The organism is Pseudomonas sp. WS 5410 (assembly GCF_012985645.1).
GTDB lineage: Bacteria > Pseudomonadota > Gammaproteobacteria > Pseudomonadales > Pseudomonadaceae > Aquipseudomonas > Aquipseudomonas shahriarae.
On record NZ_JAAQWS010000001.1, the window covers coordinates 718225 to 741739 of the forward strand.

The window sequence follows — 23515 nt, forward strand, 5'->3', positions numbered from 1 at the left end:
ACTGTTTTTGAGAATGGAGTTAAACCAATGTCTGGATTCTGGAACCAAGCCTTCGACCTCAGCGGCCGCTGCGCCGTGATCACCGGTGGGGCTGCGGGGATTGGTCTGGCATGTGCCAGCCTGCTGGTGGAGCGTGGCGCGCGCGTGGCGCTGCTCGACCGCGATCCGGCCGTGGTAGAAGTAGCCGCCAGCCTCGGCGCCGGGCATCTTGGCCTGGCCGTCGACCTGCGCCAGCTCGATCAGGTGCAGAGCAGCATCGACTACGTGTTCGCGCACTTCAAACGTCTGGATTATCTGATCAACAGCGCCGGCGTGGTGATGCTGGACAAGGCCATCGACGTCAGCGAAAACGCCTGGGACATCACCCTGGATATCAACCTCAAGGCCAGTTTTTTCGTGGCCCAGGCCTGCGCCCGGCACATGCTCGCCCAGGGCAGCGGGCGCATCGTCAACCTGGCGTCCCAGGCGGCGGTGATCGGCCTGGATCGGCATGTGGCCTATTGCGCGAGCAAGGCCGCGATTGTCGGCATGACCAAGGTCCTGGCCATGGAATGGGCGCCGCACATTAATGTAAATGCCATCTCCCCCACCATCGTCGAGACCGCCCTGGGCAAAAAAGCCTGGGCCGGCGAAGTGGGCGAACGGGCCAAATTGCAGATCCCGGCGGGCCGTTTTGCCCAGCCGGATGAAATCGCCGGGCTGGCGTTGTACCTGCTCAGCGACGCAGCCCAGATGATCACCGGCGCCAATATGGTGATCGACGGCGGCTACAGCATTCAGTAATCCTTCTATTCGTCGTGAGGTTTGTCATGTCCATCGCTACCGAACGTACCGCCGAACAACTCCACCCAGTGATCCCCAAGACCATGCAGGCCGTGGTCTGCCATGGCCCGGAAGACTATCGCCTGGAAACCGTCGATGTACCGACGCCAGGCCCCGACGAGATCCTGACCAAGGTCGAGCTGTGCGGCATCTGCATGGGCGATATCAAGACCTATCGCGGCGCGCCGTCGTTCTGGGGCGACGCCGAGCAGCCGCGCTACGTCAAGCCGCCGATGATTCCCGGGCATGAGTTTGTGTGCCGCGTGGTCGCCCTGGGCCCAGGCGCTGAAAAGCGCGGGGTGAAGGTCGGCGACCGGGTGATTTCCGAGCAGATCGTGCCCTGCTGGGGCTGCCGTTTCTGCAACCACGGCCAGTACTGGATGTGCCAGAAGCACGACCTCTATGGCTTCCAGAACAACGTACAGGGCGCCATGGCCCAGTACATGATTTTCACCAAGGAAGGCATCATCCACCAGGTGCCGGACTCCATCGCGCCGGACGAAGCGATCCTGATCGAGCCGCTGGCCTGCTCGCTGCACGCGGCGGAACGGGCCAATGTGGATTTCGACGATGTGGTGGTCGTGGCCGGCGCCGGCACCCTCGGCCTGGGGATCATCGGCGCGGTGCGCATGCGCAACCCCAAACGCCTGATCGTGCTCGACATGAAACCCGAACGCGCCGAACTGGCCCTGCGCATGGGCGCCGACGAAGTCTGGAACCCGGCCGAAGTTGATGTACTGGCGAAAATCCGCGAAATCACCGACGGCTATGGCTGCGATATCTATATCGAAGCCACCGGGCACCACAAAGCGGTGAACCAGGGCCTGGCGATGCTGCGCAAGCTGGGGCGTTTCGTCGAATTCAGCGTGTTCAACGACGAGGCCACGGTAGATTGGTCGATCATCGGCGACCGCAAGGAGCTGGACGTACTCGGCTCGCACCTGGGCCCGTACATGTACCCACGGGCCATCGACTTTATCGGCAAGCGCAAGATCGACATGCGCGACGTGGTGACCCACAAGTTTGCGCTGGCGGATTTCAAGGAGGCGTTTGCGGTAATGGAGCGCGGGGACAAGTCATTGAAGGTCGTGCTCGAGCCCTGAACCCAACACATATCCAAATGTGGAAGCGGGCCTGCCCGCTCCCACGCTTGAACGACTGCGCCCAAGACAACAAGAACAGGAACCCGCGTTATGAATCGAGTCATCAACGATCCGGACCAAGTGGTCGAGGACATGCTGCGCGGCATTCTGGCCGCCCATCCCGAGCTGCGCCAATGCGACAGCAACCCCCGCGTGATCAGCAAGGCCAAGCCCTCCGGCCCAGGCCGCGTGGGCATCGTCACCGGCGGCGGTTCCGGCCATGAGCCGGCGTTTCTCGGCTACGTCGGCCCCGGCCTGGTGGACGCGGTGGCCGTCGGCGAAATTTTCTCGTCGCCCACCGCCAAGAGTTTCTTCGACGCGTTTCGTGTCGCCGATCACGGCGCCGGCGTGGCCTGTCTGTACGGCAACTATGCCGGCGACAATATGAACGTGAAGCTGGCGATGAAAATGGCCGCCAGCAAGGACATGCAGATCCGCACCGTGGTCGCCAACGATGACGTGGCGTCGGCACCCAAGGCCGATATCGCCAAGCGCCGCGGGGTCGCCGGGGAAATCTTCATGTGGAAGATCGGCGGGGCCGCCGCCGCGCAGCACTATGACCTGGATGGAGTGATCCGCGTCGCACAGAAGGCGGTCGATCACTGCCGCTCCATCGGCATCGGCCTGACGCCCTGCACCATTGCCGCGGTGGGCAAGCCGAACTTCCAGATCCCGGACGGCCAGATGGAGTTGGGGATCGGCCACCACGGCGAACCCGGGATCGAGGTGATCCCGATCGAGTCTGCAGCGGCCATGGCTGAACGCATGCTGGCACCAATCCTCGCCGACCGCGATTTCAGCCAGGATGACAGCGTGGTGGTGCTGGTCTCGGGCCTGGGCGCGACGCCGGTGATGGAGCTGTACATCTTCTACGCCGAAGTCGAAAGCCAGCTCAAGGCCAAGGGCCTGAAGATCCATCGCTGCTACGTCGGCAACTACTTCACTTCCCTGGAAATGATGGGCGTGACCCTGACCCTGCTGGGCCTGGATGCCGAGCTGAAAACCCTGATCGACCAACCTTGCCGCTCCATCGGCATGACCCAGGCGGAATAGACCATGAGCCAGCATTTTTCTACCCACGACGGCAGTGCGATTGTCACCGACCTGGTCAGCGTGATCGTCGCCAACCGTGAATACCTCAGCGAAGTCGATGGCGCGATTGGCGATGGCGACCACGGCATCAACATGGCCAAGGGCTTCGCCCATTGCGGCCGCACCCTCGAAGGCCGGCAACTGGCCCTGGCCGAGGCCCTGGATGAACTGACCCTGAGCCTGATGGAAGGTATCGGCGGCTCCATGGGCCCGCTGTATGGCAGCCTGTTTATCGGCATGGCCGATGAAGTACGTGGCAGCGAAAACATCGACGCCGCGACCTTCGCCCATCTACTGCGCGGCGGCCTCACCTCCCTGCAGGACATCACCGAAGCTGGCGTCGGCGATAAGTGCCTGATGGACACCCTGATCCCGGCGGTGGAGGCGTTTGAGCAGGCACAGGCGGCGGGTGCGTCCTTCAGCGACGCCCTGGACGCGATGAAAAGCGCCGCCTCCCAGGGCCGCGACTCGACCAAGGACCTGGTGGCCAAGATCGGCCGGGCCAGCCGTTTGGGCGAACGCTCGCTGGGGGTGCTGGATGCGGGGGCGGTGTCATGCTGCCTGATCCTCACGCAGCTGGCAGACTCGATACAGCCCCGCCTGACCCGGTAGGGGCCAGTTGCTACGGGGTGGGGTTGTGTTTGATGTGCTGGATATACCGCACCACCGCCGGGGCTTTTTCAAAGCGCCGGTAGATCAGCGACAGCCACGACGACGCATCGCTGCCCTGGAGGGTGCGGTAGTGCACACCCGGCAAGCTGACATGCCCCACTACCGACTCCGGCACCACCGCCACGCCCTGCCCCAGGGACACCAGGGCAATCACCGCCACCAGGCCTCCCGGCTGCGGCCCCAGGCGCGGGGCATACCCGCCTTGCGCGGCCACCTGCAAGGTGCCGCTGATTTGCTCGGGCAGGATGAAGGTCTCGTTCTGCAAATGCTCGCAGGTGATCGCCTTCAAGCCCAGCAGCCACGAGCCCTGTGGCAGCGCCAGGACAAAACCCTCACTGCCCAGGCGTAGCGCCTCCACGCCGTCGGGCAGGGTCATGGGTGAGCGAATGTAGCCAATGTCGTAGCGCCCTTCGGCCACCAGCCCCGGCAACAAGGCCATGGGGCTTTCCCGTACGCTGAGGCTGACATCGGCAAACTCCGCGCAAAACCCCTGCACCTGGCGTTGCAACACGCCGGAATACACCGCCGACGCCACATAGCCCAACTCGATATGGCCGATCTCGCCACGCCCGGCGCGCTGGGCATTGCGCTGGGCGAACTCGAACTGGCGCACGGTGGCTTCAGCTTCACCCAGCAACGCGCTGCCCGCCTCGGTCAGGCTGACATCCCGCTGACGCCGGATAAACAGGCGGGTACCCAGGGCGCGCTCCATATCCTGGATCTGTCGGCTCAAGGTGGGTGGGGCAATATCCAGTTGCTCGGCGGCCCGCGTGAAGTTGCGGTGCCGGGCAACGGCCAGGAAGTAGCGGAAATGACGTATTTCCATCGCAGGATTAGCTCAAAGGTAATGATGTGCTTCGCCTCGGCTAACAGAATCACTGGGCGTCGACGATAAGCTCACAGGACACCCACAGTAGAGAGTCCGCCTGATGCCCGTCAAATCCGTCTTGCCTGTTGCCTGTCAGGTAATCCTGCCATGAGCCGGGTCAGCCCCCGCCTTACCCTGTTGACCGCCTCCGGGGTCTGTTCGTTGATTGTCCTCGACACCAACATCGTCGCCGTGACCCTGCCGACCATTGCTCGCGACCTGGGCGCCAATTTCGCCGATATCGAATGGGTAGTCAGCGCCTATATGCTGGCGTTCGCCGCCCTGCTGCTGCCAGCCGGGAGCATTGCCGACCGCTTCGGCCGCAAGAAAACCCTGGTGTGGGGCCTGGGGATTTTTATTCTCGCCTCCCTGGGCTGTGGCGCCGCGCCCAGCGTGCTGCTGCTGGATATCGCCCGCGCCGTGAAGGGTGTCGGTGCAGCGTTGCTGCTGACCTCGGCCCTGGCCTCCATCGGCCATGCCTTTCACGATGACCTGGAACGGGCCAAGGCCTGGGCATTCTGGGGCGCCTGCATGGGCGTGGCGATGACCGCCGCGCCGACCCTTGGCGGCCTGATTACCCACTACATGGGCTGGCGCTGGATTTTCTACCTCAACCTGCCGGTGGGTCTGGCCTTGCTCGCACTGGTCCTGCACGCCATCCCGGAATCGCGCGACAGCCAATCGGCGCGCCTTGACCCCTGGGGCAGCCTGACCTTCAGCGCCAGCCTGCTGTGCCTGATCTGGGGCCTGATCGAAGCCAATCGCATCGGCTGGGACAACCCGCTGACCTATGCGCGGCTGCTCGGCGGCGCGTTGCTGCTGGGCCTGTTTGTGTGGGTGGAGCGCTTGCAGCGCCGGCCCATGGTGGACCTGCAACTGTTCCAGTACCCACGGTTTATCGGGGCCTTGCTGGGGATGTTTGCCTATGCCGGGTGTGCCCAGGTGATGATGACGCTGCTGCCGTTCTACCTGCAAAACGGCCTGGGGTTTTCCGCGATTGCCTCGGGCTTGGGGATGTTGCCGTTTGCCCTGACCATGCTGATCTGCCCGCGGATCGGCGCACGCCTGGCCAGCCGCTTCGCCCCCGCGACCATGATGGCGGCCGGCCTGGCCCTGGTGGGCAGCGGCAACCTGCTCAGCGCCTGGGCGGTGAATGTCGGCGGTTATCTGCCGTTCGCCCTGGCGATTGCAGTGACTGGCGCCGGGGCCGGCCTGCTCAATGGCGACACCCAGAAAAACATCATGGCCTGCGTGCCAAGGGACCGCGCGGGCATGGCATCGGGCATGAGCACCACGATGCGTTTCAGCGCGATCATGTTGGCGATTGGGGTGTATGGCGCGCTATTGGCCAGTCATAGCGAGTATCTGCTGCAAACCAGCCTTGGTACGCAATGGCAGGCCCAGGTACCGGGGATTGCCTCGCGGGTGGTGGCCGGGGATATGCCAGCGGCCATGGCACTGCTGCCGGAGTCGGCGCAGGGATGGGTGCAACCCTTGGCGTGGCAAGCGTTTGTCGGCGGGTTTGCCAGGGTGTTGTGGGTGGCGGGGCTATTGGGGCTGCTGGGGGCGCTGGTGGTGGGCCTGCTGATGAGGCATCCGATTCCACTGCTGCAGGATCGACGCGATCCCCTGTAGGTGCCGGCTTACCGGCGCCTACAGGGTGGGTGAGTTACCAGAAACGCTGTTGAGTCAGGCGGCTCCACCAGGTCAGCAGCACCCGGTCCACCGAGCCGCTGGCCGCCAGGCCCACCCGCTCCTGCAGGCTTTTACGCTCGGCATAGTGCAGGTGGAACAACTCGGCGGTCTTGGCCTTGGTGGCCAGGTATTCGTCACTGGTCTGCAGCGCGTCTACCAACTGCTTGTCCAGCGCCGCGACGCCCAACCAGACTTCGCCGGTAGCCACTTCATCAATCGCCAGTTGCGGGCGATAGCGCGACACGAAGTTCTTGAACAGTTGATGGGTGATATCCAGGTCTTCCTGGAACTTCTCCCGGCCCTTCTCGGTGTTTTCGCCAAACACCGTCAGGGTGCGCTTGTACTCGCCAGCGGTGAGTACTTCAAAGTCGATATCGTGCTTTTTCAGCAGGCGGTTGACGTTGGGCAACTGGGCCACCACGCCAATCGAGCCGAGGATGGCAAACGGTGCGCTGATGATCTTCTCGCCGATGCACGCCATCATGTAGCCGCCGCTGGCCGCGACCTTGTCGATGCACACCGTCAACGGCACGCCCGCCTCGCGGATCCGCGCCAATTGCGAGGACGCCAGGCCATAGCTGTGGACCATGCCACCGCCGCTTTCCAGGCGCAGTACCACTTCGTCCTTGGGCGTGGCCAGGCTCAGCAGCGCAGTGATTTCGTGGCGCAGGCTGTCGGTGGCCGACGCCTTGATGTCCCCGTCAAAATCCAGCACAAACACCCGCGGCTTGGCTTCGGGGGTTTTCTTCTGTTTTTTCTCGGCCTTGCCCTGGGACTTGCGCAGGGCCTTGAGCTGATCCTTGTCGAGCAGGGTCTGCTCCAGGCGCTCGCGCAGGCCTTTGTAAAAGTCATTGAGCTTGCTGACCTGCAACTGCCCGGCATTCTTGCGCCGGCCCTTGCTGCGCAACGCCGCAAAACTGATCAGCACCACCAGGATGGCGACGACCAACGTGACGGTTTTAGCCAGAAAACTTGCATACTCAGCCAAAAACTCCATGGGACTCCTTACAGAAACGGTGCGCCAGGCGCGATTGCCCCAGCATACCGATGGGACGGCCGGTGAGCCAGAGCTGAAACCCCTTGAAACGTGCCTCTCAAGGCTCATGCTCGTGAAAGGATCCAACAAACACCGCTAAACCCTGTGGGAGCTGTCGAGCCTTGGCGAGGCTGCGATAGCGGTGGGCCAGGCAACATCTCTGCTGACAGTGCCGCTGCCATCGCAGCCTCGCCAAGGCTCGACAGCTCCCACACGGATATCGGCCTCTAACGGGCTTTTAAAACAAGCGTATGTTTTTTCATTGACAGCTTCCCGGCATCCTCATAACCTCGCCAGACTTTCAACGTACCGGGTGACGGACGTGGGCAGCATCTATTTGATTCGACATGGCCAGGCCTCCTTCGGTGCAGACGACTATGATGTCCTGTCGCCCGTGGGTGTGCAGCAGGCGCAGATACTGGGCAGCCATCTGGCAGACCTGGGCCTGACGTTCGACCGCTGTGTGTCGGGCGACCTGCGGCGCCAGCAGCACACGGCCAATGCCACGTTCAAGTCCATCGGCGCCCAGGGCTTGCCGGTGCCGCCCCTGGAAATCGACAGTGCCTTCAACGAATTCGACGCCGACGCGATCATCCGCGCCCTGCTTCCGGACCTGCTCGACAGCGAGCCCGAAGCCCTGGATATCCTGCGCAACGCCCAGCAAAACCGTGGCGAGTTCCAGCGTATCTTTGCCCTGATCATCGAACGCTGGCTGAGCGGCACCTACGACACTCCTGGCCTGGAAAGCTGGCTGGGGTTTGTCGAGCGCGTCCAGGGTGGCCTGCAGCGCCTGCTGGAGACTGCCGACAGTTCCCACAAGATCGCCGTATTTACTTCTGGCGGCACCATCACCGCCCTGCTCCACCTGATTACCCGCATACCTGCCACCCAGGCTTTCGAGCTGAACTGGCAGATTGTCAACACTTCGCTCAACCACTTGAAGTTCCGTGGACGCGAAGTGGCACTGGCTTCCTTCAACAGCCATACCCACTTGCAACTGTTGAAGGCGCCGCAGCTCATCACCTTCCGATGAATTGCGGCCAACCGTGACCCCAAGGTCACTGGCACCACCCATAAAAGGATCGAACCATGACTGACGTAGCTAAAGCCGTAGAAGCAATGAAAGCCAAATTCAACCCAGCCGCTGCCGACGGCCTGGACCTGGTGTTCGGTTTCCGTATCGACGAGAGCCAGAACTTCTCCCTGATCGTCAAGGACAACACCTGCGAACTGCAAGAAGGCGTGAACCCTGACGCCCAGGTGACTCTGGTGATGGACGCTGAAACCATGAAAGGTATCGTCAGCGGCGAAACCGACGGCATGCAGGCCTTCATGGGCGGCAAACTGCGCGCCGAAGGCGACATGATGCTGGCGATGAAACTGAGCGAACTGTTCCCGGCCTGATCCAGGGCAACCTGGGTTGACCAATCCCGCCTACCCAGGCGGGATTTTTGTGTGTGCCTGTGGCGCTCATTCATTTGCAGAATGAAGTCCAGAGGAATCTTCGTTTGCGCCCTCGGGCAGCGCCCAACAAAATCTGGCTTACGGCCCACACCACCGTTACCGCAGCCAGGAATTTTTCTATGCCTACCCCGCGCTTTATCAGCCCCGATGCCATCCGCAAAGACTTCTCCAAGGCCATGTCCGACATGTACCGCGAGGAAGTGCCGCTGTATGGCGCGCTGCTGGAGTTGGTGGCCGAAACCAATGCCCGGGTGCTGGCGAGCGATCCAGACCTGGCGCAGCAACTGCAGCACACTGGCGAAATCCAGCGCCTGGACATGGAGCGCCACGGCGCCATCCGCCTGGGCAGCGCCTATGAGCTGGCAACCATCAGCCGCCTGTTTGCAGTAATGGGCATGCACCCGGTGGGTTACTACGACCTCACCCCGGCCGGCGTGCCGGTGCACTCCACGGCCTTTCGCGCCGTGCATGAAAGCGCCTTGCAGACCAGCCCGTTCCGGGTCTTCACCTCGCTGCTGCGCCTGGAGCTGATCGAAAACCTTGAACTGCGAGCCTTTGCCGAATCAGCCCTGGCCAAGCGCTCCATCTTCACCCCACGGGCCCTGGCCCTGATCGAACAGGCCGAAGCCGACGGCGGCCTGAATGCCAGCGATGCCCAGGCCTTTATCCAGCAAGCCCTGGAAACCTTTCGCTGGCACCACACCGCCACGGTCAGCGCGGCCCAGTACCAGCAACTCAGCGACCAGCACCGGCTGATTGCCGACGTGGTGGCCTTCAAGGGCCCGCATATCAATCACCTGACCCCACGCACCCTGGACATCGACCGCGTACAAGCCGACATGCCCGGCAAAGGCATCACCCCCAAAGCCGTGATCGAAGGCCCACCCCGCCGCCAATGCCCGATCCTGCTGCGCCAGACCAGTTTCAAGGCCCTCGACGAAGCCATTGCCTTTACCGATGCCAGGGGCAGCCACAGCGCACGCTTTGGCGAAATCGAACAACGTGGCGTGGCCCTGACGCCCAAGGGCCGGGCGCTTTATGACCGACTGCTCAACGCCGCGCGGGACGAACTGGGTGCCTTTCCCAATGAAGCCAACGCCCAGCGCTATACCGAACTGATGGCACAGCACTTCCAGGCCTTCCCGGATAACCATCGGGCCATGCGCGAGCAAGGTTTGGCGTACTTTCGCTACCGAGTGACCGACAAGGGCCGTGCCACCGAGAAGGACGCGCCACAGAGTCTGGACGCGTTGATCGAGGCGGGTTACGTCGATATCGAACCGTTGGTGTATGAAGATTTTCTGCCGGTCAGCGCGGCGGGGATTTTCCAGTCGAACCTGGGCGATGCGGCGCAGAGTCACTACGCGGCCAACGCCAACCAGGCTGAGTTTGAACAGGCCCTGGGCCGCCAGACTCTTGATGAGTTGCAGCTGTATGCAGACACCCAGCAGCGCTCGATCGACGCCTGCCTGCAGGTGCTGCGCACCTAGAAAAAGAGTTCGCCCGACACCACAACGCATTCCATGCGCAGTCAACGTGCCCCAGGGTCGGGCGAACGGTTGGGATAATAGGCAGTGGCGGGGTTGTTGTCCTTGGGGCAATTCTGAACAAATATGGACCCCCTCCCCCAGCGTTGGCTAATGCCCCTTGGTCTGCTCCAGTTGTTCGACGATTTTATCTTTGATCAACAGGCGTTTCTTCTTCAGGTTCTCCACATCATCGTCATTGGCACTTGCAGATTCAGCCTCCAGCACCTCCTTGTCGGCAACGTCATACTGGGTGAGCAATACATCCAACCGATGGTGGCTTGCCCGACGCTGCTGGACATCCTCCTTGCTCAACCCCAAATCCTGATAAAGATCATGTTTCACTGGCATGAAGTACCTCCGCAAGTTAATCAATGACTGGTCCACCTTGAAGCTAGCCCATCCCGGGGCCTCTTGTCATGCCCAAGGTCAATTCCCTTGCCCCAGCTCGCGTGCGAGGAAGGGGGCGGTGCGGCTGGTTTGGTTCTGGGCGAGGTGCTGGGGCGTGCCGCTGGCGACGACGTTGCCGCCCTGGTCGCCGGCGCCTGGGCCGATGTCGATGACCCAGTCGCTCTGGGCCACCACGCGCATTTCGTGTTCGACCACAATCACTGTGTGACCGGCATCCACCAGGTGGTTGAGTTGCAGCAGCAGGCGGTCGACATCACGGGGGTGCAGACCGGTGGTGGGCTCGTCGAGGACATACAGGGTTGCGCCCCGTGCGGTACGTTGCAGTTCGGTGGCCAGTTTGATCCGCTGGGCCTCGCCACCGGACAGTTCGGTGGCCGGCTGGCCCAGGCGCAGGTAGCCCAGGCCGATGTCGCGCAGGACCCGCAACGCGCGCAGCACGCTGGGTTGTTCGGCGAAGACGTCCACCGCCTGCTCAACGGTCAAGCCCAGCACCTGGGCAATGTTCAGGCCCTGCCAGGTAATCGCCAGGGTCTGGGGGTTGTAGCGCGCGCCGTGGCAGGTCGGGCAAGGTGCGTAGACGCTGGGCATAAACAACAATTCGACGCTGACAAACCCCTCACCCTCGCACTTCGGGCAACGACCCTTGGCGACGTTGAAGGAGAACTGCCCGGCATCGTAGTGGTGTTTTTTCGCCGCTGGGGTGGCGGCGAACAGCTTGCGCACGTTATCGAACAGGCCAGTGTAGGTCGCGAGGTTGGAGCGCGGGGTGCGGCCGATGGGCTTCTGGTCCACCTGCACCAGCCGGCGGATCTGCTCCAGGCCCGCGCGGATGCGGCCACTGCTGGTTTGCGGCGCCGGGTCTTCGAGGTCGGGCTCGTCGTCGCTGACCACCACCCGACCCAGCCCCTCACCCACCAGGTCCAGCAGGGCCTGGCTGACCAGGCTGGATTTACCCGAGCCGGAAATCCCCGTCACAGCAGTAAAACAGCCCAGGGGAAAGTCCACGCTCACCTCGTCGAGGTTATTGCGGCTGACCCCTTCCAGGCTGAGCCAGCCGCTCGGCGCACGGCGCGAGGTGTTCAGCGGGCGCGGCTCGGCAAACAGGTATTCGCGGGTCTGTGATGCTGCAATCTGTGCCAGGCCTGCCGGTGGGCCGCTGTACAGCACCTGGCCACCCTGCTCGCCCGCCGCCGGGCCGACGTCGATCAACCAGTCGGCACGGCGCATGGTTTCCAGGTCGTGTTCCACCACAAACAGTGAATTGCCGGCGGCTTTCAGGCGCTCCAACGCCGTGAACAGGGCTTCGCCATCCGCCGGATGCAAGCCGGCCGACGGTTCGTCCAGCACATAGATCACGCCGAACAGTTGCGAGCCCAGTTGCGTCGCCAGGCGCAGACGCTGCAATTCGCCAGATGACAGGGTTGGCGTGCTGCGCTCCAGGGACAGATAGCCCAGGCCCAGGTCGGTCAGGGTGCTGACCCGCTCCAGCAAATCCTGGGCGATGCGCTGGGCGGCCAGGCGTTTTTCCACCGAGAGTTTTACCCGGCCCTTGCCCTCGGCCACCGGGCGCAGGAGCTGCGCCAGTTGCAACAATGTCAGTTGCGACAGCTCGCCAATATCCACCCCGGCAAACTTCACCGACAACGCGGCCTTGGTCAGGCGCTTGCCCTCGCACAAGGGGCACGGGCTGCCTTGCATAAATTGCGCGACACGCTTTTTCATCAGCGCGCTCTGGGTGTGGGTGAAGGTGTGCAGAATGTAGCGACGGGCGCCGCTGAAAGTACCCTGGTAGCTGGGTTCGAGTTTGCGCTTGAGGGCCTCGCGGGTCTGCTCCGGGGTCAAGCCGGCATACACCGGCACCGTGGGTGTGTCCTCGGTGAAGAGGATCCAGTCGCGCTGTTTTTTCGGCAGCTCGCGCCAGGGGATATCGACGTCATAACCCAGGGTCACAAGGATGTCCCGCAGGTTTTGCCCCTGCCAGGCCAGCGGCCAGGCAGCGACCGCCCGCTGGCGGATGGTCAGGGACGGATCGGGCACCATCAGTGCCTCGGTCACTTCATACACGCGGCCCAGGCCGTGGCACTGCGGGCAGGCGCCCTGGGGCAGGTTCGGCGAGAAGTCTTCGGCATACAGCATCGGCTGCCCCGGCGGATAACTGCCGGCACGGGAATAGAGCATGCGGATCAGGCTGGACAAGGTGGTCACGCTGCCCACCGACGAGCGCGTGCTCGGCGTGCCCCGCTGCTGTTGCAGGGCCACGGCCGGCGGCAGCCCCTCGATGGAGTCCACATCCGGCACGCCCACCTGGTCAATCAGGCGCCGGGCATAAGGCGCGACCGACTCGAAGTAACGCCGCTGCGCCTCGGCGTACAACGTGGAAAACGCCAGGGAGGATTTGCCCGACCCCGAGACCCCGGTGAACACCACCAGGGCATCCCGTGGGATGTCCACATCGACATTGCGCAGGTTATGTTCCCGGGCGCCGCGCACCCGAACAAAACCGGGGCGCGCGGCCAGAAGATCAGTGGCAGGCGGCAAGTGGCGCGATGAAGTCATGGTCAACCTTATAAGAGTCAGCGGTCCAGGGGTGGATCCGGCAACAGGGGTAAACGTTCAATCGCAGTAGCTCACCTGCGTGGTCAATACCGAGCGTACCTGTCGCGCCAGTTCCTCGGGGCTGTAGGGCTTGCCCAGCAGATGAATGTCGTTGCCCAGCAGGTGGTCGCTGGAAAGAATGTCACGGGTATGCCCGGAGGTGAACAGTACTGCAATGGGCGGCTGTTGCGCCTTGGCCCAGGTGGCCAGGTCGGTACTTTTGATCCGCCCCGGCATGACCACATCGGTGAAGATCAGGTCCGGCCGCAAGCCGGTGCGCAGCATCAGCATGGCGTCATCGCCATCGGTGGCAGTGAGTACCGTGTAGCCGGCCTGTTGCAGCAGTTCCACCGCTGCGCCACGTACGCCTTCGTTGTCCTCCACCACCAGGATGGTTTCCCGGCCGCCTTCCTGCTGCTCCACCTGGTCGGGCGCTTCCTGGCTTTCCGGCTCAAGGCTGTGGGGGAAGTACATCTGCACCAGGGTGCCCTGGCCTGGCTCGCTGCTGATCTGCACATGCCCGCCACTTTGCTTGACGAAGCCAAACACCATGCTCAAGCCCAGGCCAGTGCCGTGACCGTCAGGCTTGGTGGTAAAGAACGGCTCGAAGACCCGCTGCAGCACCGCCGGCGACATGCCGGCCCCCGTGTCGCTGACCGACAGGCGCACATATTCGCCGGGGGCAATCCCGCTGCGGCTGCCATCTTCGGGCGACAACGTGATGTTTTCACCGGTGATGCGGATCACCCCCTCGCCCTTCATCGCATCCCGGGCGTTGATCGCCAGGTTGAGCACGGCGTTTTCCAGTTGATTGCGATCGACATGGATGCACCACGGGTCTTGCGGCAACTGCACATCAATCTGGATGGTTTCCCCCAGGGCCCGCTGCAGCAACTCACCCAGGCCTTCATAAATGCGCCGCGGGTTGAACACCGCCGGTGACAGTGGCTGGCGCCGGGCAAAGGCCAGCAGTTGCGAGGACAGCTTGGCACCGCGCTCGACGGCCGCCAGGGCAGCACCGACGCGCCGTTGGACCTGGGCGTTATCGCGCTCATGGCGGGCCAGCAGGTGCAGGTTGCCGGCAATCACCTGCAGCAGATTATTGAAGTCATGGGCCACGCCCCCCGTCAGCCCGCCAATGGCCTCGAGCTTTTGCGACTGGCGTAACTGCTCCTCGGCGGCCGAGCGCGCCTGGACTTCGGCGGCGACGCGCTGCTCCAGGTTATGGGTGAGCTTGAGCAGGGACTCTTCAGCGATCTTGCGCACATGGATATCAATGATCACCCCGGGAAAGCGCAACGGCTGGCCGCCCGCGTCCAGCTCGCAGCGCCCGCTGGCCAGTACCCACAGATAGCTGGCGTCCGGGCGTCGCACGCGAAACTCGACGTTATATGGCCCACCCGTCGCCAGGGTCTGGGCAATCAGGCGGTTGACCCGCGCCAGGTCGTCGGGGTGGATGGCCTGGGTGGCGACTGCAATGGAAACACCCCGCTCCACGTCGTCCATGGACAGGCCCAGGGTACGGGCGAAACGCTCGTCGCCCGAGAGGCGATCCGGCAGCACATCCCAGACAAACGACCCCAGCAACGCCCCGGCATTGAGGGCCAGTTGCAAGCGTTCGTCCGCCACCCGGTAAGCCCCCTCGGCTTCCTGGCGCAAACGCTCGGACAGCACATGCTCGGTGGTTTCCACAACGATCGCCAACACGCCGGCCGGATGCTGGTCGTCGCCGGCCACCGGGCTGTAATAGAGGTCCAGCCACAAATCCTCGGGGCGGCCATTGCGCAGCAGCATCAAGGCCTTGTTGCGATAGGACAAGGTGCCACCGGCCAGGCAGGTGTCCATGACATGCCGGTTGAACTCGGCCACTTCCGGCCAGCCCTGCTCGACCGGCACCCCCAGCAGAAACGGGTGGCGCCCGCCGGCAAACACCGAATAGCTGTCGTTGTAGATCATGTACCCGGCGCGGCCCCAGAGCATCACCATCGGCACTGGCGAAGCGAGGAGCATCTGCACCGCGCAGGTCAGGCTGGTGGACCAGGTGTCAATGGGGCCCAGGTCAGTGGTGGACCAGTCAAAGGCACGAATCCTTTGGGCCATTTCACCGCCCCAACCGTCACAGCCGTAGGTATTGGATAGAAATTGCATGGATCAGCTCAGTGCAGAGAGAGGACAGTCGCCAATGTTGGAGCATAGCCGGGCGCGATGGTTTCACTGTGTAGAAGAACCATTGCAGGAGCCGGCTCCCACAGGAGGGACGATTAGGTCGGTGCGCCCTACCCGTCAGTGGAAATCCCGGCTACGCACGCTGATCCCCGCCAACAGCGGCGTCAGGTCGCTCAAGCGGCCGGCGATCAAATGGCGGACTTCGCCCACCGCCTCCCAGCGCCCATCCACCTTGAGCAGCCGTGAGCCCACCAGCACCTGGCGCTGACGCTCGGCCAGCTCACGCCAGACCACCACGTTGAGGTTGCCAAACTCATCTTCCAGGGTCACGAAGGTCACGCCACTGGCCGTGCCCGGGCGCTGGCGCCCGGTGACCAGGCCGGCAACGCTGACATTGCGTCCGTGCTCCACCACCTGCAATTCCTGTGAACTGCGGCAGCGCCGCGCACGCAGTTGATCACGCAACAGCGCCAGGGGATGGGGCCCCAGGGTGGTGCCCACACTGGCATAGTCGGCATACAGGTCCTCACCGACACTGGGAGCCGGTAGTTGCACCGCCTCCTCCTGCGGGCTCGACACCCCGGCAAACAACCCCAACTGTTGCTCCACCCCGGCCACGTCCCAGCGTGCCCGGTGCCGGTGCCCGGCCAACTGGCGCAAGGCCCCGGCATCGGCCAGTAGTTCCTGGGCACGGCTGTCCAACTGGGCGCGCTCGCCCAGGTCGGCGATCCCGCAAAACCCAGCGGCCTGGCGGGCGGTTTCGATACGCCGGCCATCTTCTTCGCGAAAGCCGCTGATCATGCGCAAGCCCATGCGAATCGCCGGCTGCTGGCCGTCAATGGGTTCCAGGCTGCAATCCCAGTCACTGGCGGTCACGTCCACCGGGCGAATCTGCAAATGATGGCGACGCGCATCCTGCAGGATCTGATCCGGGCTGTAGAAGCCCATGGGCCAGCTGTTGATCAGGGCACAGGCGAACGCCGCCGGTTCATGGCATTTGAGCCAGCAACTGGCATAGGTCAGCAAGGCGAAACTGGCCGCATGGGACTCAGGAAAACCATAGCTGCCAAAGCCCTTGATCTGCTCGAACACCTGGGCGGCGAAGGTTTCGCTGTAACCGTTCTTGAGCATGCCGTCGCGCAGCCGCTGGCGATGGGGCTCCAGACCGCCATGGCGCTTCCAGGCGGCCATCGAGCGGCGCAACTGGTCAGCTTCGCCGGGTGTGTAGTGCGCCGCGACAATGGCGATCTGCATCACTTGCTCCTGGAACAGCGGGATACCCAGGGTGCGCTTGAGTACCGCCTCCAGCTCGGGCGATGGATAGGTCGTGGGCTCTTCCTTGTTCCGCCGGCGCAGGTACGGATGCACCATGCCGCCCTGGATCGGCCCTGGGCGCACGATGGCCACCTCGATCACCAGGTCATAGAACGTCTTGGGTTTGAGTCGGGGCAGCATGGACATTTGCGCCCGGGATTCGATCTGGAACACGCCGATGGTGTCGGCGCGGCTGATCATTGCGTAGGTCGCCGCATCCTCCGAGGGCACCGTCGCCAGCGTCAGGTCGAGGTGACGATGGCGGCGCAGCAGGTCAAAACAGCGGCGGATCGCGCTGAGCATACCGAGCGCGAGGATATCCACCTTGAGCAGGCCCACGGCGTCCAGGTCGTCCTTGTCCCACTGGATGATGGTGCGCTCGGCCATGGCGGCGTTTTCCACGGGCACCAGGGTGTCCAGCGGCTGCTCGGAAATCACGAAACCGCCGGGGTGCTGGGACAGGTGACGCGGGAAGCCGATCAGTTGCTGGGTCAGGCCCAACACCCGCCGCAATACCGGGCTGTCCGGGTCGAAACCGCCTTCGCGCAGGCGCTCCAATGGCGGCGCTTCATCGCTCCAGCGCCCACAGCAATCGGCCAGGGCATTGACCTGATCCGGTGGCAGGCCCAGGGCCTTGGCCACATCACGCACCGCGCCGGCACCGTGGTAGCTGCTGACCACTGCGGTCAAGGCCGCGCGGCGCCGGCCATAGCGCTGGAACACGTATTGCAGCACCTCTTCACGACGCTCGTGTTCGAAATCCACGTCGATGTCCGGTGGCTCGTTGCGTTCCCGGGACAGGAAGCGCTCGAACAGCATGTTCATGCGGCTGGGGTCGATTTCGGTGATACCCAGGGCAAAGCACACTGCCGAGTTGGCCGCCGAGCCACGGCCCTGGCAGAGGATCGAACGGCTGCGGGCGAAGCGCACGATGTCGTGCACCGTCAAAAAGTAGCTTTCGTAGCCCAGCTCGCTGATCAACTCCAGCTCATTATTGATCTGCTCCAGAGTCTTGGCTGCTACCCCCTCGGGCCAGCGCCGGGCAATGCCTTCTTCGGTCAAGGCACGCAGCCAGGATTTTGGGCTCTGCCCTTCTGGCACCAGCTCCCTGGGGTATTGATAGCGCAACTGGCTCAGGTCGAAGCTGCAACGGCGGGCGATGTGCAGCGATTCTTCGAGCAAGTGCGCCGGATACAGCGCACCCAGGGCCTCCAGGCTGCGCAGGTGCCGCTCGCCATTGGGGTGCAGGCGCTGGCCAGCTTGCGCCACCGGCAGGTGGTGGCGGATCGCGGTCATGGTGTCCTGCAAGGCACGCCGGCTGCGCACATGCATATGCACATCGCCACAGGCCACGGCCGGCAGGTGCAGGTCGGCGGCCAGTTGCAGGCGTTGCGCCAGGCGGTGGGCATCATCCTGGGCGCAATGCAGCTCTACCGCCAGCCATAGCCGCCCGCTGAAGGTTTCGCACAACCATTGGCCGTCGGCAGGTGTGTCGCCCTCCTCGGCCAGCCACAGCACCAGCAGCCCCGGTACCGGCTCGGCAAAGTCTTCGCGTAACAGGCGGTACTGGCCTTTTGCGGCACGGCGTCGGGCCTGGGTGATCAGTCGGCACAGGTGTTGGTAGCCCTGCAGGTTTTCCACCAGCAGCACCAGTTTCGGGCCGTTTTCCAGGCGCACCTCACTGCCGACGATCAACCCCAGCCCAACCTCCTTGGCCGCCTGCCAGGCCCGCACGATGCCGGCCAGGGTGCATTCGTCGGTGATTGCCAGGGCCTGATACCCCTGCTGTTTGGCGCGCTCGAACAACTCGCGGGCACTGGACGCGCCGCGCTGGAAGCTGAAGTTCGACAGGCAGTGCAGCTCGGCGTAGCCCTCCATCATGCAAACCAGCCTTGCAGCCACAGCCCGGCGCTGTCACCCACGGTGCGATAGGCCCAGCCTTGCTGCCCGCTGCGAGTGCGCACCAGGTAGTAATCGCGGCGGATATCCGCGCCATCCCACCAACCGGACTCGATGCGCTCCGGGCCCAGCAGGATCTGCAGGCCCTGCTCGGCGAGCAGAGTCGGTTCATGGAGCAGCCAGCCAGGGCGTTGCACCGGGCTCAAGGCCGGGCAGGCACGGCTGTCGGCGCCCGGCAGCCAGGCGCACTCGGGACGATGGTCGGCATGAAAACGCAAGCCCTGCACCGCCTCATCCCCCAGGCGCGCGCGCAGACGCTCGCGCAATTGCACCCAGGGCAGGGTTTGCTGCGGGCGCTCGTCGAACAGGTCCTGGCGCTGCGGTACAAACACCGGCAAGTCTTCGGCCAGCAGGCGCAGGCCACGCACCGGCGCCGCCACTTGCACCTGCTCCAGGCGGCCACGGGCCAGTTCAAACAGCATCGAGGGTTCGCGCTCGGCACTGAGCAGGCCCACCTGGATCACGCTGTCGGGCGCCTCGGCATGCTCCAGGTGCAGGGCAAAACGCTGCACGCCACTGTCGCGGCCACAAAGGAACGCCGCAAGGTCGCCGGTCAGGCGCCGCAAGGGAAACAGCAGCGCCTGGTGGGACTGCACATCGAAATTCAACTCGATGCGCAGATCAAAACGATCCGGCGGCTGATAAAAATCCAGGGCCAGTGGCCGTTGCCCGGTCAAGGCATCCAGGTGCTTGAGCACCCCCGCGTCGAAGCGCCTGGCCAGGGTATGCCGGGGCAACGCCTGCAGCTGGGCCAGGGTCCGCAGGCCCATGCGCGACAAGGCCGTGGCGGCTTGCGGGTCGAGGCCGACGCGATCAATCGGCATCGACCCAAGGGCGTGCTGTAAACCCTCGACATCGGCCACCGCCAGGCCATCGTAGGCGTTGGCCAACACCCGCGCAGCGGCCGGGTTGGAGGCGGCGACGATACGGTGGCGAAAGCCCAGGGCGGTCAGTTCCTTGCGCAAGCGTGCTTCCAGCAGCGGCCACGGCCCGAACAGGCCCAGGCTCGATTCGATTTCAAACAGCAAGGCCCGCGGATAGAACACGCTGACCTGGGAACTGAAACGGTAGGCCCAGGCCGCGAGCAATTGCTGGCAGCGCTCGATATCCACCGGGTCGTATTCGACGCAGGTAAAAGCCTTGGTCAGAGCATGGGCCGCCGTCAGGGATTGGCCGGGCCGCAAGCCCAGGGCACGTGCGGCGGCATTGACGGTTTGCAACACCCGGCGTTGCGGCGGGCCGGCCAACAACGCCAAGGGCTGGTCGGGTTCGGGACGCTGACGCAAGACCCCATCCAACGCCAATTGCGGGAAGACAATGCACACCCAGCGCATACCAACCTCAGTGCCCGCTGGCCAGGGCAATCGGCGCGGGATGGGCGAGGCCACCCCGACACTTGAGCACCCGCACCTGGCTCGGCTCGACGGCCAGGCGCAGGGCGGCCGGTGACGGGTTGATCGCCTCGCTCAGGGCCCGCCAGGCAAACGCCAGGGTCTGGCCGGTTTCGGCGGCCACCTGCAAACGGCGCAAGGCCCGGTCATCGGCCTTGTGCGGCCAGCACAGCACCGCGCCGCAACTGCCGGAGCGCAGGCATTGCTCGGCCGCCCACAAGGCATCGCGTTCATCGGCCTGGATCACCGAGAGCTGGCGCAGGTCCACCCCGGCGTTCTGCCAGGCGTGGGGGTATGGGGTATACGGCGGCGCCACCAGCACAATCCGCTCGCCGGCCGCCGACAGCCGCGCCAGGGTTGGCCAGACCAGTCGCAGCTCGCCCACCCCCTGCTGGGCCACAAGGATTTCACTCAAGGCCGCCTCCGGCCAGCCACCGCTGGGCAACACCGCATCCAGGGCCGCCAGCCCGGTGGGGTGCACACTGGCCGGCGGCGCGGCCGGCCGTCCCTTCCACACCCGCCCGCCATTGAACAGCGAGTCCAGCGCAACCACGGCGCCCATCAACCTTGCCTCACCAGGCCACAGAACACGCCTTCGATGGCCAAGTCCTGGTCGGCACGAACCACAATAGGTTGATAGGCAGGGTTGCGCGGCAACAGGCGCACACTGTGGCCCACTCGCTCGAAACGCTTGATGGTGACTTCGCCGTCCAGGCGCGCGACCACGATCTGCCCGTTCAGCGCCTCGGCACTGCGCCGCACGCCCACCAGGTCGCCATCGAGAATGCCGTCCTCGATCATCGAGTCCCCCTGGACCCGCAGCAGGTAATCCGGGACCCGGGCGAAGGTCGCCGGGTCGAGCATCAGCCGCGTGTGCACTTCGGCGTCGGCGCCGATGGGCAGGCCGGCGGCCACGCGGCCCAGCACAGGGACCTCCAGCCACTCAGGCCGCGCCGGTTGATTGAGCAGGCGAATCCCCCGGGCCTGGTTCGGGTTGACCTCGATAAACCCGGCTTCGGTCAGCGCCAGCACGTGTTTGCGCGCCACACTGCGCGAAGCAAAACCAAAGGCCTCGGCGATCTCGGCGAGGCTGGGGGGCTGACCTTGCTGCGCGATACGTTCGCGGATGAAGTTCAGGATGGCGGAACGGCGGGGAGTGAGAGTCGTCATGGAGTACATTTGTACTCCTGTGGGGAATTCCTGACAATAGCCGCCAGTCAGACCAACACCTTGCCGGATCCGACAAGGGCGGGCGGCGTCAGGGCTTGCGCTGCAACACCCGATCCATGATGCGGTCGGTCTTCAGGGCCTCGATCGCCAGTGCCGGGTGCACACTCTCGCCGCGAATATGCGCGTTCATGCCCAGCACGTGGTGCCACTGGATATGGGGGTGATGGGCAATATGCAGGGTTTCGCTGACCTCGGCTGCAAGTTGCAACGGCTGCTCGTCGAACACGGAAAAACTGATGCGCCCTGTGCTGCCGATCAACTCGACCCGATCCTCGCGTCGGTCAGCCACAAAGTTCCAGCAGCCCATCCCCAGCGCGCCCGAGCTGAAGCTCCAGCAGGCGGTGACCGCATCTTCCGCCGCATAGCGCCCGGCCTGGCGCGCGGTATAACCCGTGACCTCGACAATATCCCCTACCAGGTACTGGAACAGGTCGAAGCCATGGCTGGCGAGGTCGGCAAAATAACCACCGCCGGCAATCGCCGGATCGGTACGCCAGTTGCTCGCGTTGGTGTCCGTGGGCGATGGCGGCTTGCACAACGTCCAGTTCAGCTGCCGCAACTCGCCGATGCGCCCCTCTTGCAGCCAGGCACGCACCTGCTGGAAGCGCGGCAGGGAGCGGCGGTAATAGGAAACAAACAGATGCAGCCCGGCCCGCTCGAAGGTGCGCTGCATCAAGGCGCTCTGCTCGGCATTCAGCGCCATCGGCTTTTCGACACAACAATGCTTGCCCGCCGCTGCCACCAGCAGGCTGTATTCCAGGTGGCTGTCGGGGGGCGTAGCGATGTACACCGCATCCACTTCGGGGTCATCAATCAGCGCCTGGGCATCTGTGTAAAACCGGGCAATCCCATGGCGTGCCGCATAATCGCGCACGGCTTCCTCACGGCGCCCCATCACGGCCACCAGGGCCGAGCCTGGCGCTTTGTAGAAAGCGGGTCCACTCTTGATTTCAGTAACACTGCCACAACCGATCATGCCCCAGCGGATGGTGCTCATATGACTTTCCTTCATCGGTACTTTTTCAGTCGGGCAGTATCAGCGTTTTCCTTCGCGGTCTCCAGCCTCCGCCCATAAAGACCCAGCATGACAATTGCATTACACTTTTATGACGATCATCTTGCGGGGGCACAGACGATGAAAATACGCGCAACGGTGATTTGCGAACATGAGGGGCACATTCTGTTCGTGCGCAAGGCCAGGTCGAAATGGGCATTGCCCGGTGGCAAGGTCGAGCGCGATGAGCGCCCAGTCGGCGCGGCCGAGCGGGAACTGCAAGAGGAAACCGGGCTGAACGTGGATGGTTTGCTGTATCTGCAGGAGTTGAAGGCCAGTGACACGCTGCATCACGTGTTTGAAGCCTCGGTGGTGAACATCGACCAGGCCCGGCCCTGCAATGAAATCACCGACTGCCAGTGGCATGCCTATAGTGCCCTGGAGCAACTGGACACCACCGACGCCACCAAGCGCATTGTCCGCTCGTTTCTGCGCCGGCTCTGACGCCTAGCCGAATGCCGCAAACCCACGGCGCCCGGCCTTGAGTTCGGTGCGCAGTTCGCCAATCAGGTTGGAGATGGCACGGATGCTGTCCAGACCCTGGGGCGACACGCCGGTCAACAGCAGCTCGACGCGACCGGACTCCGGTTCGAAGACTCGGATGGTCAAGAAACCCTGGGGGTTGACACTACAATCGCACGACAGCGGGACGAAACCGGACGCCATGATGCGGCTCAACTCAGCGATCGGAATCATCCTGGGCACCCTTGCTCACACATGACGCGATGGACGTGATCCATGCAGGGTAGATCAGGTTGTGCAACGCGTGTAGGCAATCCTACGAAAGTGTTAGCTACCCCACACTTTTCTGCGAAAGCGTTGGTGCACTGGCGCCAGAAAAACCACGGACGTTTATCTGCCAGGCAGGTATGAAGGTCAAATCGCGGACAAAAAAAATCCCAAGTAGCTGATGGAAACTTGGGATTTAAAAATGCATAAACCGTGGGAGGTGAACGCCCGGCCATAATAACCATCGAGACAACCTGTAACAAGTTGATTATTAGCCTTTCGTCGGATTGAAACAGCGCTAAGTCATTCAATAACCACACATTTTTCAGGGTTCGCGATATCTTTCGTG

The 23515-nt window shown here is 63.7% G+C and carries 20 protein-coding genes; 9 read left to right on the forward strand and 11 right to left on the reverse strand.

The window, feature by feature from the left end; translation table 11 throughout:
* Positions 1-27 precede the first annotated feature (27 nt).
* From HBO24_RS03080 to dhaL, 4 genes are all read left to right on the forward strand, one after another.
* Positions 28-783, forward strand: coding sequence for an SDR family oxidoreductase (locus HBO24_RS03080; protein WP_057959240.1), 756 nt, complete (start codon positions 28-30; stop codon positions 781-783).
* Between the two features lie 26 nt (positions 784-809).
* Positions 810-1925 carry an alcohol dehydrogenase catalytic domain-containing protein gene (locus HBO24_RS03085; protein ID WP_115128447.1) on the forward strand — a complete coding sequence of 372 codons (1116 nt, stop codon included), beginning with the start codon at positions 810-812 and terminating at the stop codon, positions 1923-1925.
* 90 nt (positions 1926-2015) lie between these two features.
* Positions 2016-3017 (forward strand): dihydroxyacetone kinase subunit DhaK, encoded by a 1002-nt coding sequence (locus HBO24_RS03090; RefSeq protein WP_170059285.1) that lies wholly within the window; start codon positions 2016-2018, stop codon positions 3015-3017.
* A gap of 3 nt (positions 3018-3020) precedes the next feature.
* Entirely contained in the window at positions 3021-3668 is a 648-nt protein-coding gene (gene dhaL / locus HBO24_RS03095; protein ID WP_170059286.1) for a dihydroxyacetone kinase subunit DhaL, read from the forward strand.
* A gap of 10 nt (positions 3669-3678) precedes the next feature.
* Here dhaL and HBO24_RS03100 read toward each other — a convergent pair whose 3' ends face one another.
* Positions 3679-4554, reverse strand: coding sequence for a LysR substrate-binding domain-containing protein (locus tag HBO24_RS03100; protein ID WP_170059287.1), 876 nt, complete (start codon positions 4552-4554; stop codon positions 3679-3681).
* A 150-nt stretch (positions 4555-4704) separates the two neighbouring features.
* Here HBO24_RS03100 and HBO24_RS03105 point away from each other — a divergent pair, with 150 nt between their 5' ends.
* The gene (locus HBO24_RS03105; RefSeq protein WP_057440823.1) at positions 4705-6231 is read left to right on the forward strand and encodes an MFS transporter; all 1527 of its coding nucleotides are present in this window, start codon (positions 4705-4707) and stop codon (positions 6229-6231) included.
* A gap of 34 nt (positions 6232-6265) precedes the next feature.
* Here HBO24_RS03105 and sohB read toward each other — a convergent pair whose 3' ends face one another.
* Entirely contained in the window at positions 6266-7288 is a 1023-nt protein-coding gene (gene sohB / locus HBO24_RS03110) for a protease SohB (RefSeq protein ID WP_057959237.1), read from the reverse strand.
* Positions 7289-7649: 361 nt separating this feature from the next.
* On the opposite strand from sohB, the gene HBO24_RS03115 reads away from it, so the two are divergent.
* The 3 genes from HBO24_RS03115 (at position 7650) to HBO24_RS03125 (ending at position 10281) form a co-directional block, all read left to right on the forward strand.
* Positions 7650-8360 carry a histidine phosphatase family protein gene (locus HBO24_RS03115; protein ID WP_170059288.1) on the forward strand — a complete coding sequence of 237 codons (711 nt, stop codon included), beginning with the start codon at positions 7650-7652 and terminating at the stop codon, positions 8358-8360.
* Between the two features lie 56 nt (positions 8361-8416).
* A complete protein-coding gene (locus tag HBO24_RS03120) occupies positions 8417-8731 on the forward strand; it encodes an SCP2 sterol-binding domain-containing protein (RefSeq protein ID WP_057440819.1) in 315 nt (104 codons plus the stop codon).
* A 179-nt stretch (positions 8732-8910) separates the two neighbouring features.
* Complete coding sequence (locus HBO24_RS03125) at positions 8911-10281, forward strand: VOC family protein (protein ID WP_170059289.1); 1371 nt, start codon at positions 8911-8913, stop codon at positions 10279-10281.
* A 147-nt stretch (positions 10282-10428) separates the two neighbouring features.
* Here HBO24_RS03125 and HBO24_RS03130 read toward each other — a convergent pair whose 3' ends face one another.
* From HBO24_RS03130 to HBO24_RS03165, 8 genes are all read right to left on the reverse strand, one after another.
* The gene (locus HBO24_RS03130; RefSeq protein WP_032857259.1) at positions 10429-10668 is read right to left on the reverse strand and encodes a DUF465 domain-containing protein; all 240 of its coding nucleotides are present in this window, start codon (positions 10666-10668) and stop codon (positions 10429-10431) included.
* 78 nt (positions 10669-10746) lie between these two features.
* The gene (locus HBO24_RS03135) at positions 10747-13284 is read right to left on the reverse strand and encodes an excinuclease ABC subunit UvrA (RefSeq protein ID WP_169960893.1); all 2538 of its coding nucleotides are present in this window, start codon (positions 13282-13284) and stop codon (positions 10747-10749) included.
* 57 nt (positions 13285-13341) lie between these two features.
* Positions 13342-15471 carry a PAS domain-containing hybrid sensor histidine kinase/response regulator gene (locus HBO24_RS03140; protein WP_057959233.1) on the reverse strand — a complete coding sequence of 710 codons (2130 nt, stop codon included), beginning with the start codon at positions 15469-15471 and terminating at the stop codon, positions 13342-13344.
* Positions 15472-15606: 135 nt separating this feature from the next.
* Entirely contained in the window at positions 15607-18705 is a 3099-nt protein-coding gene (locus HBO24_RS03145; RefSeq protein WP_198849451.1) for an error-prone DNA polymerase, read from the reverse strand.
* Positions 18681-20096: a DNA polymerase Y family protein gene (locus HBO24_RS03150; RefSeq protein WP_170059291.1), complete on the reverse strand. Its 1416-nt coding sequence runs from the start codon at positions 20094-20096 to the stop codon at positions 18681-18683. Before HBO24_RS03150 ends, HBO24_RS03145 begins: the two co-directional genes overlap by 25 nt.
* A 7-nt stretch (positions 20097-20103) precedes the next feature.
* Positions 20104-20715 (reverse strand): translesion DNA synthesis-associated protein ImuA, encoded by a 612-nt coding sequence (gene imuA / locus HBO24_RS03155; protein ID WP_057959230.1) that lies wholly within the window; start codon positions 20713-20715, stop codon positions 20104-20106.
* Positions 20715-21332 carry a transcriptional repressor LexA gene (gene lexA, locus HBO24_RS03160; RefSeq protein WP_057440807.1) on the reverse strand — a complete coding sequence of 206 codons (618 nt, stop codon included), beginning with the start codon at positions 21330-21332 and terminating at the stop codon, positions 20715-20717. The genes imuA and lexA overlap by 1 nt, the downstream gene beginning before the upstream one ends.
* 79 nt (positions 21333-21411) lie before the next feature.
* The gene (locus HBO24_RS03165) at positions 21412-22380 is read right to left on the reverse strand and encodes a Gfo/Idh/MocA family oxidoreductase (RefSeq protein WP_170059292.1); all 969 of its coding nucleotides are present in this window, start codon (positions 22378-22380) and stop codon (positions 21412-21414) included.
* 138 nt (positions 22381-22518) lie between these two features.
* On the opposite strand from HBO24_RS03165, the gene HBO24_RS03170 reads away from it, so the two are divergent.
* A complete protein-coding gene (locus HBO24_RS03170; protein WP_057440804.1) occupies positions 22519-22881 on the forward strand; it encodes an NUDIX hydrolase in 363 nt (120 codons plus the stop codon).
* A gap of 3 nt (positions 22882-22884) precedes the next feature.
* Here HBO24_RS03170 and HBO24_RS03175 read toward each other — a convergent pair whose 3' ends face one another.
* Positions 22885-23133, reverse strand: coding sequence for a DUF1652 domain-containing protein (locus HBO24_RS03175; RefSeq protein WP_057440802.1), 249 nt, complete (start codon positions 23131-23133; stop codon positions 22885-22887).
* Between the last annotated feature and the right edge of the window lie 382 nt (positions 23134-23515).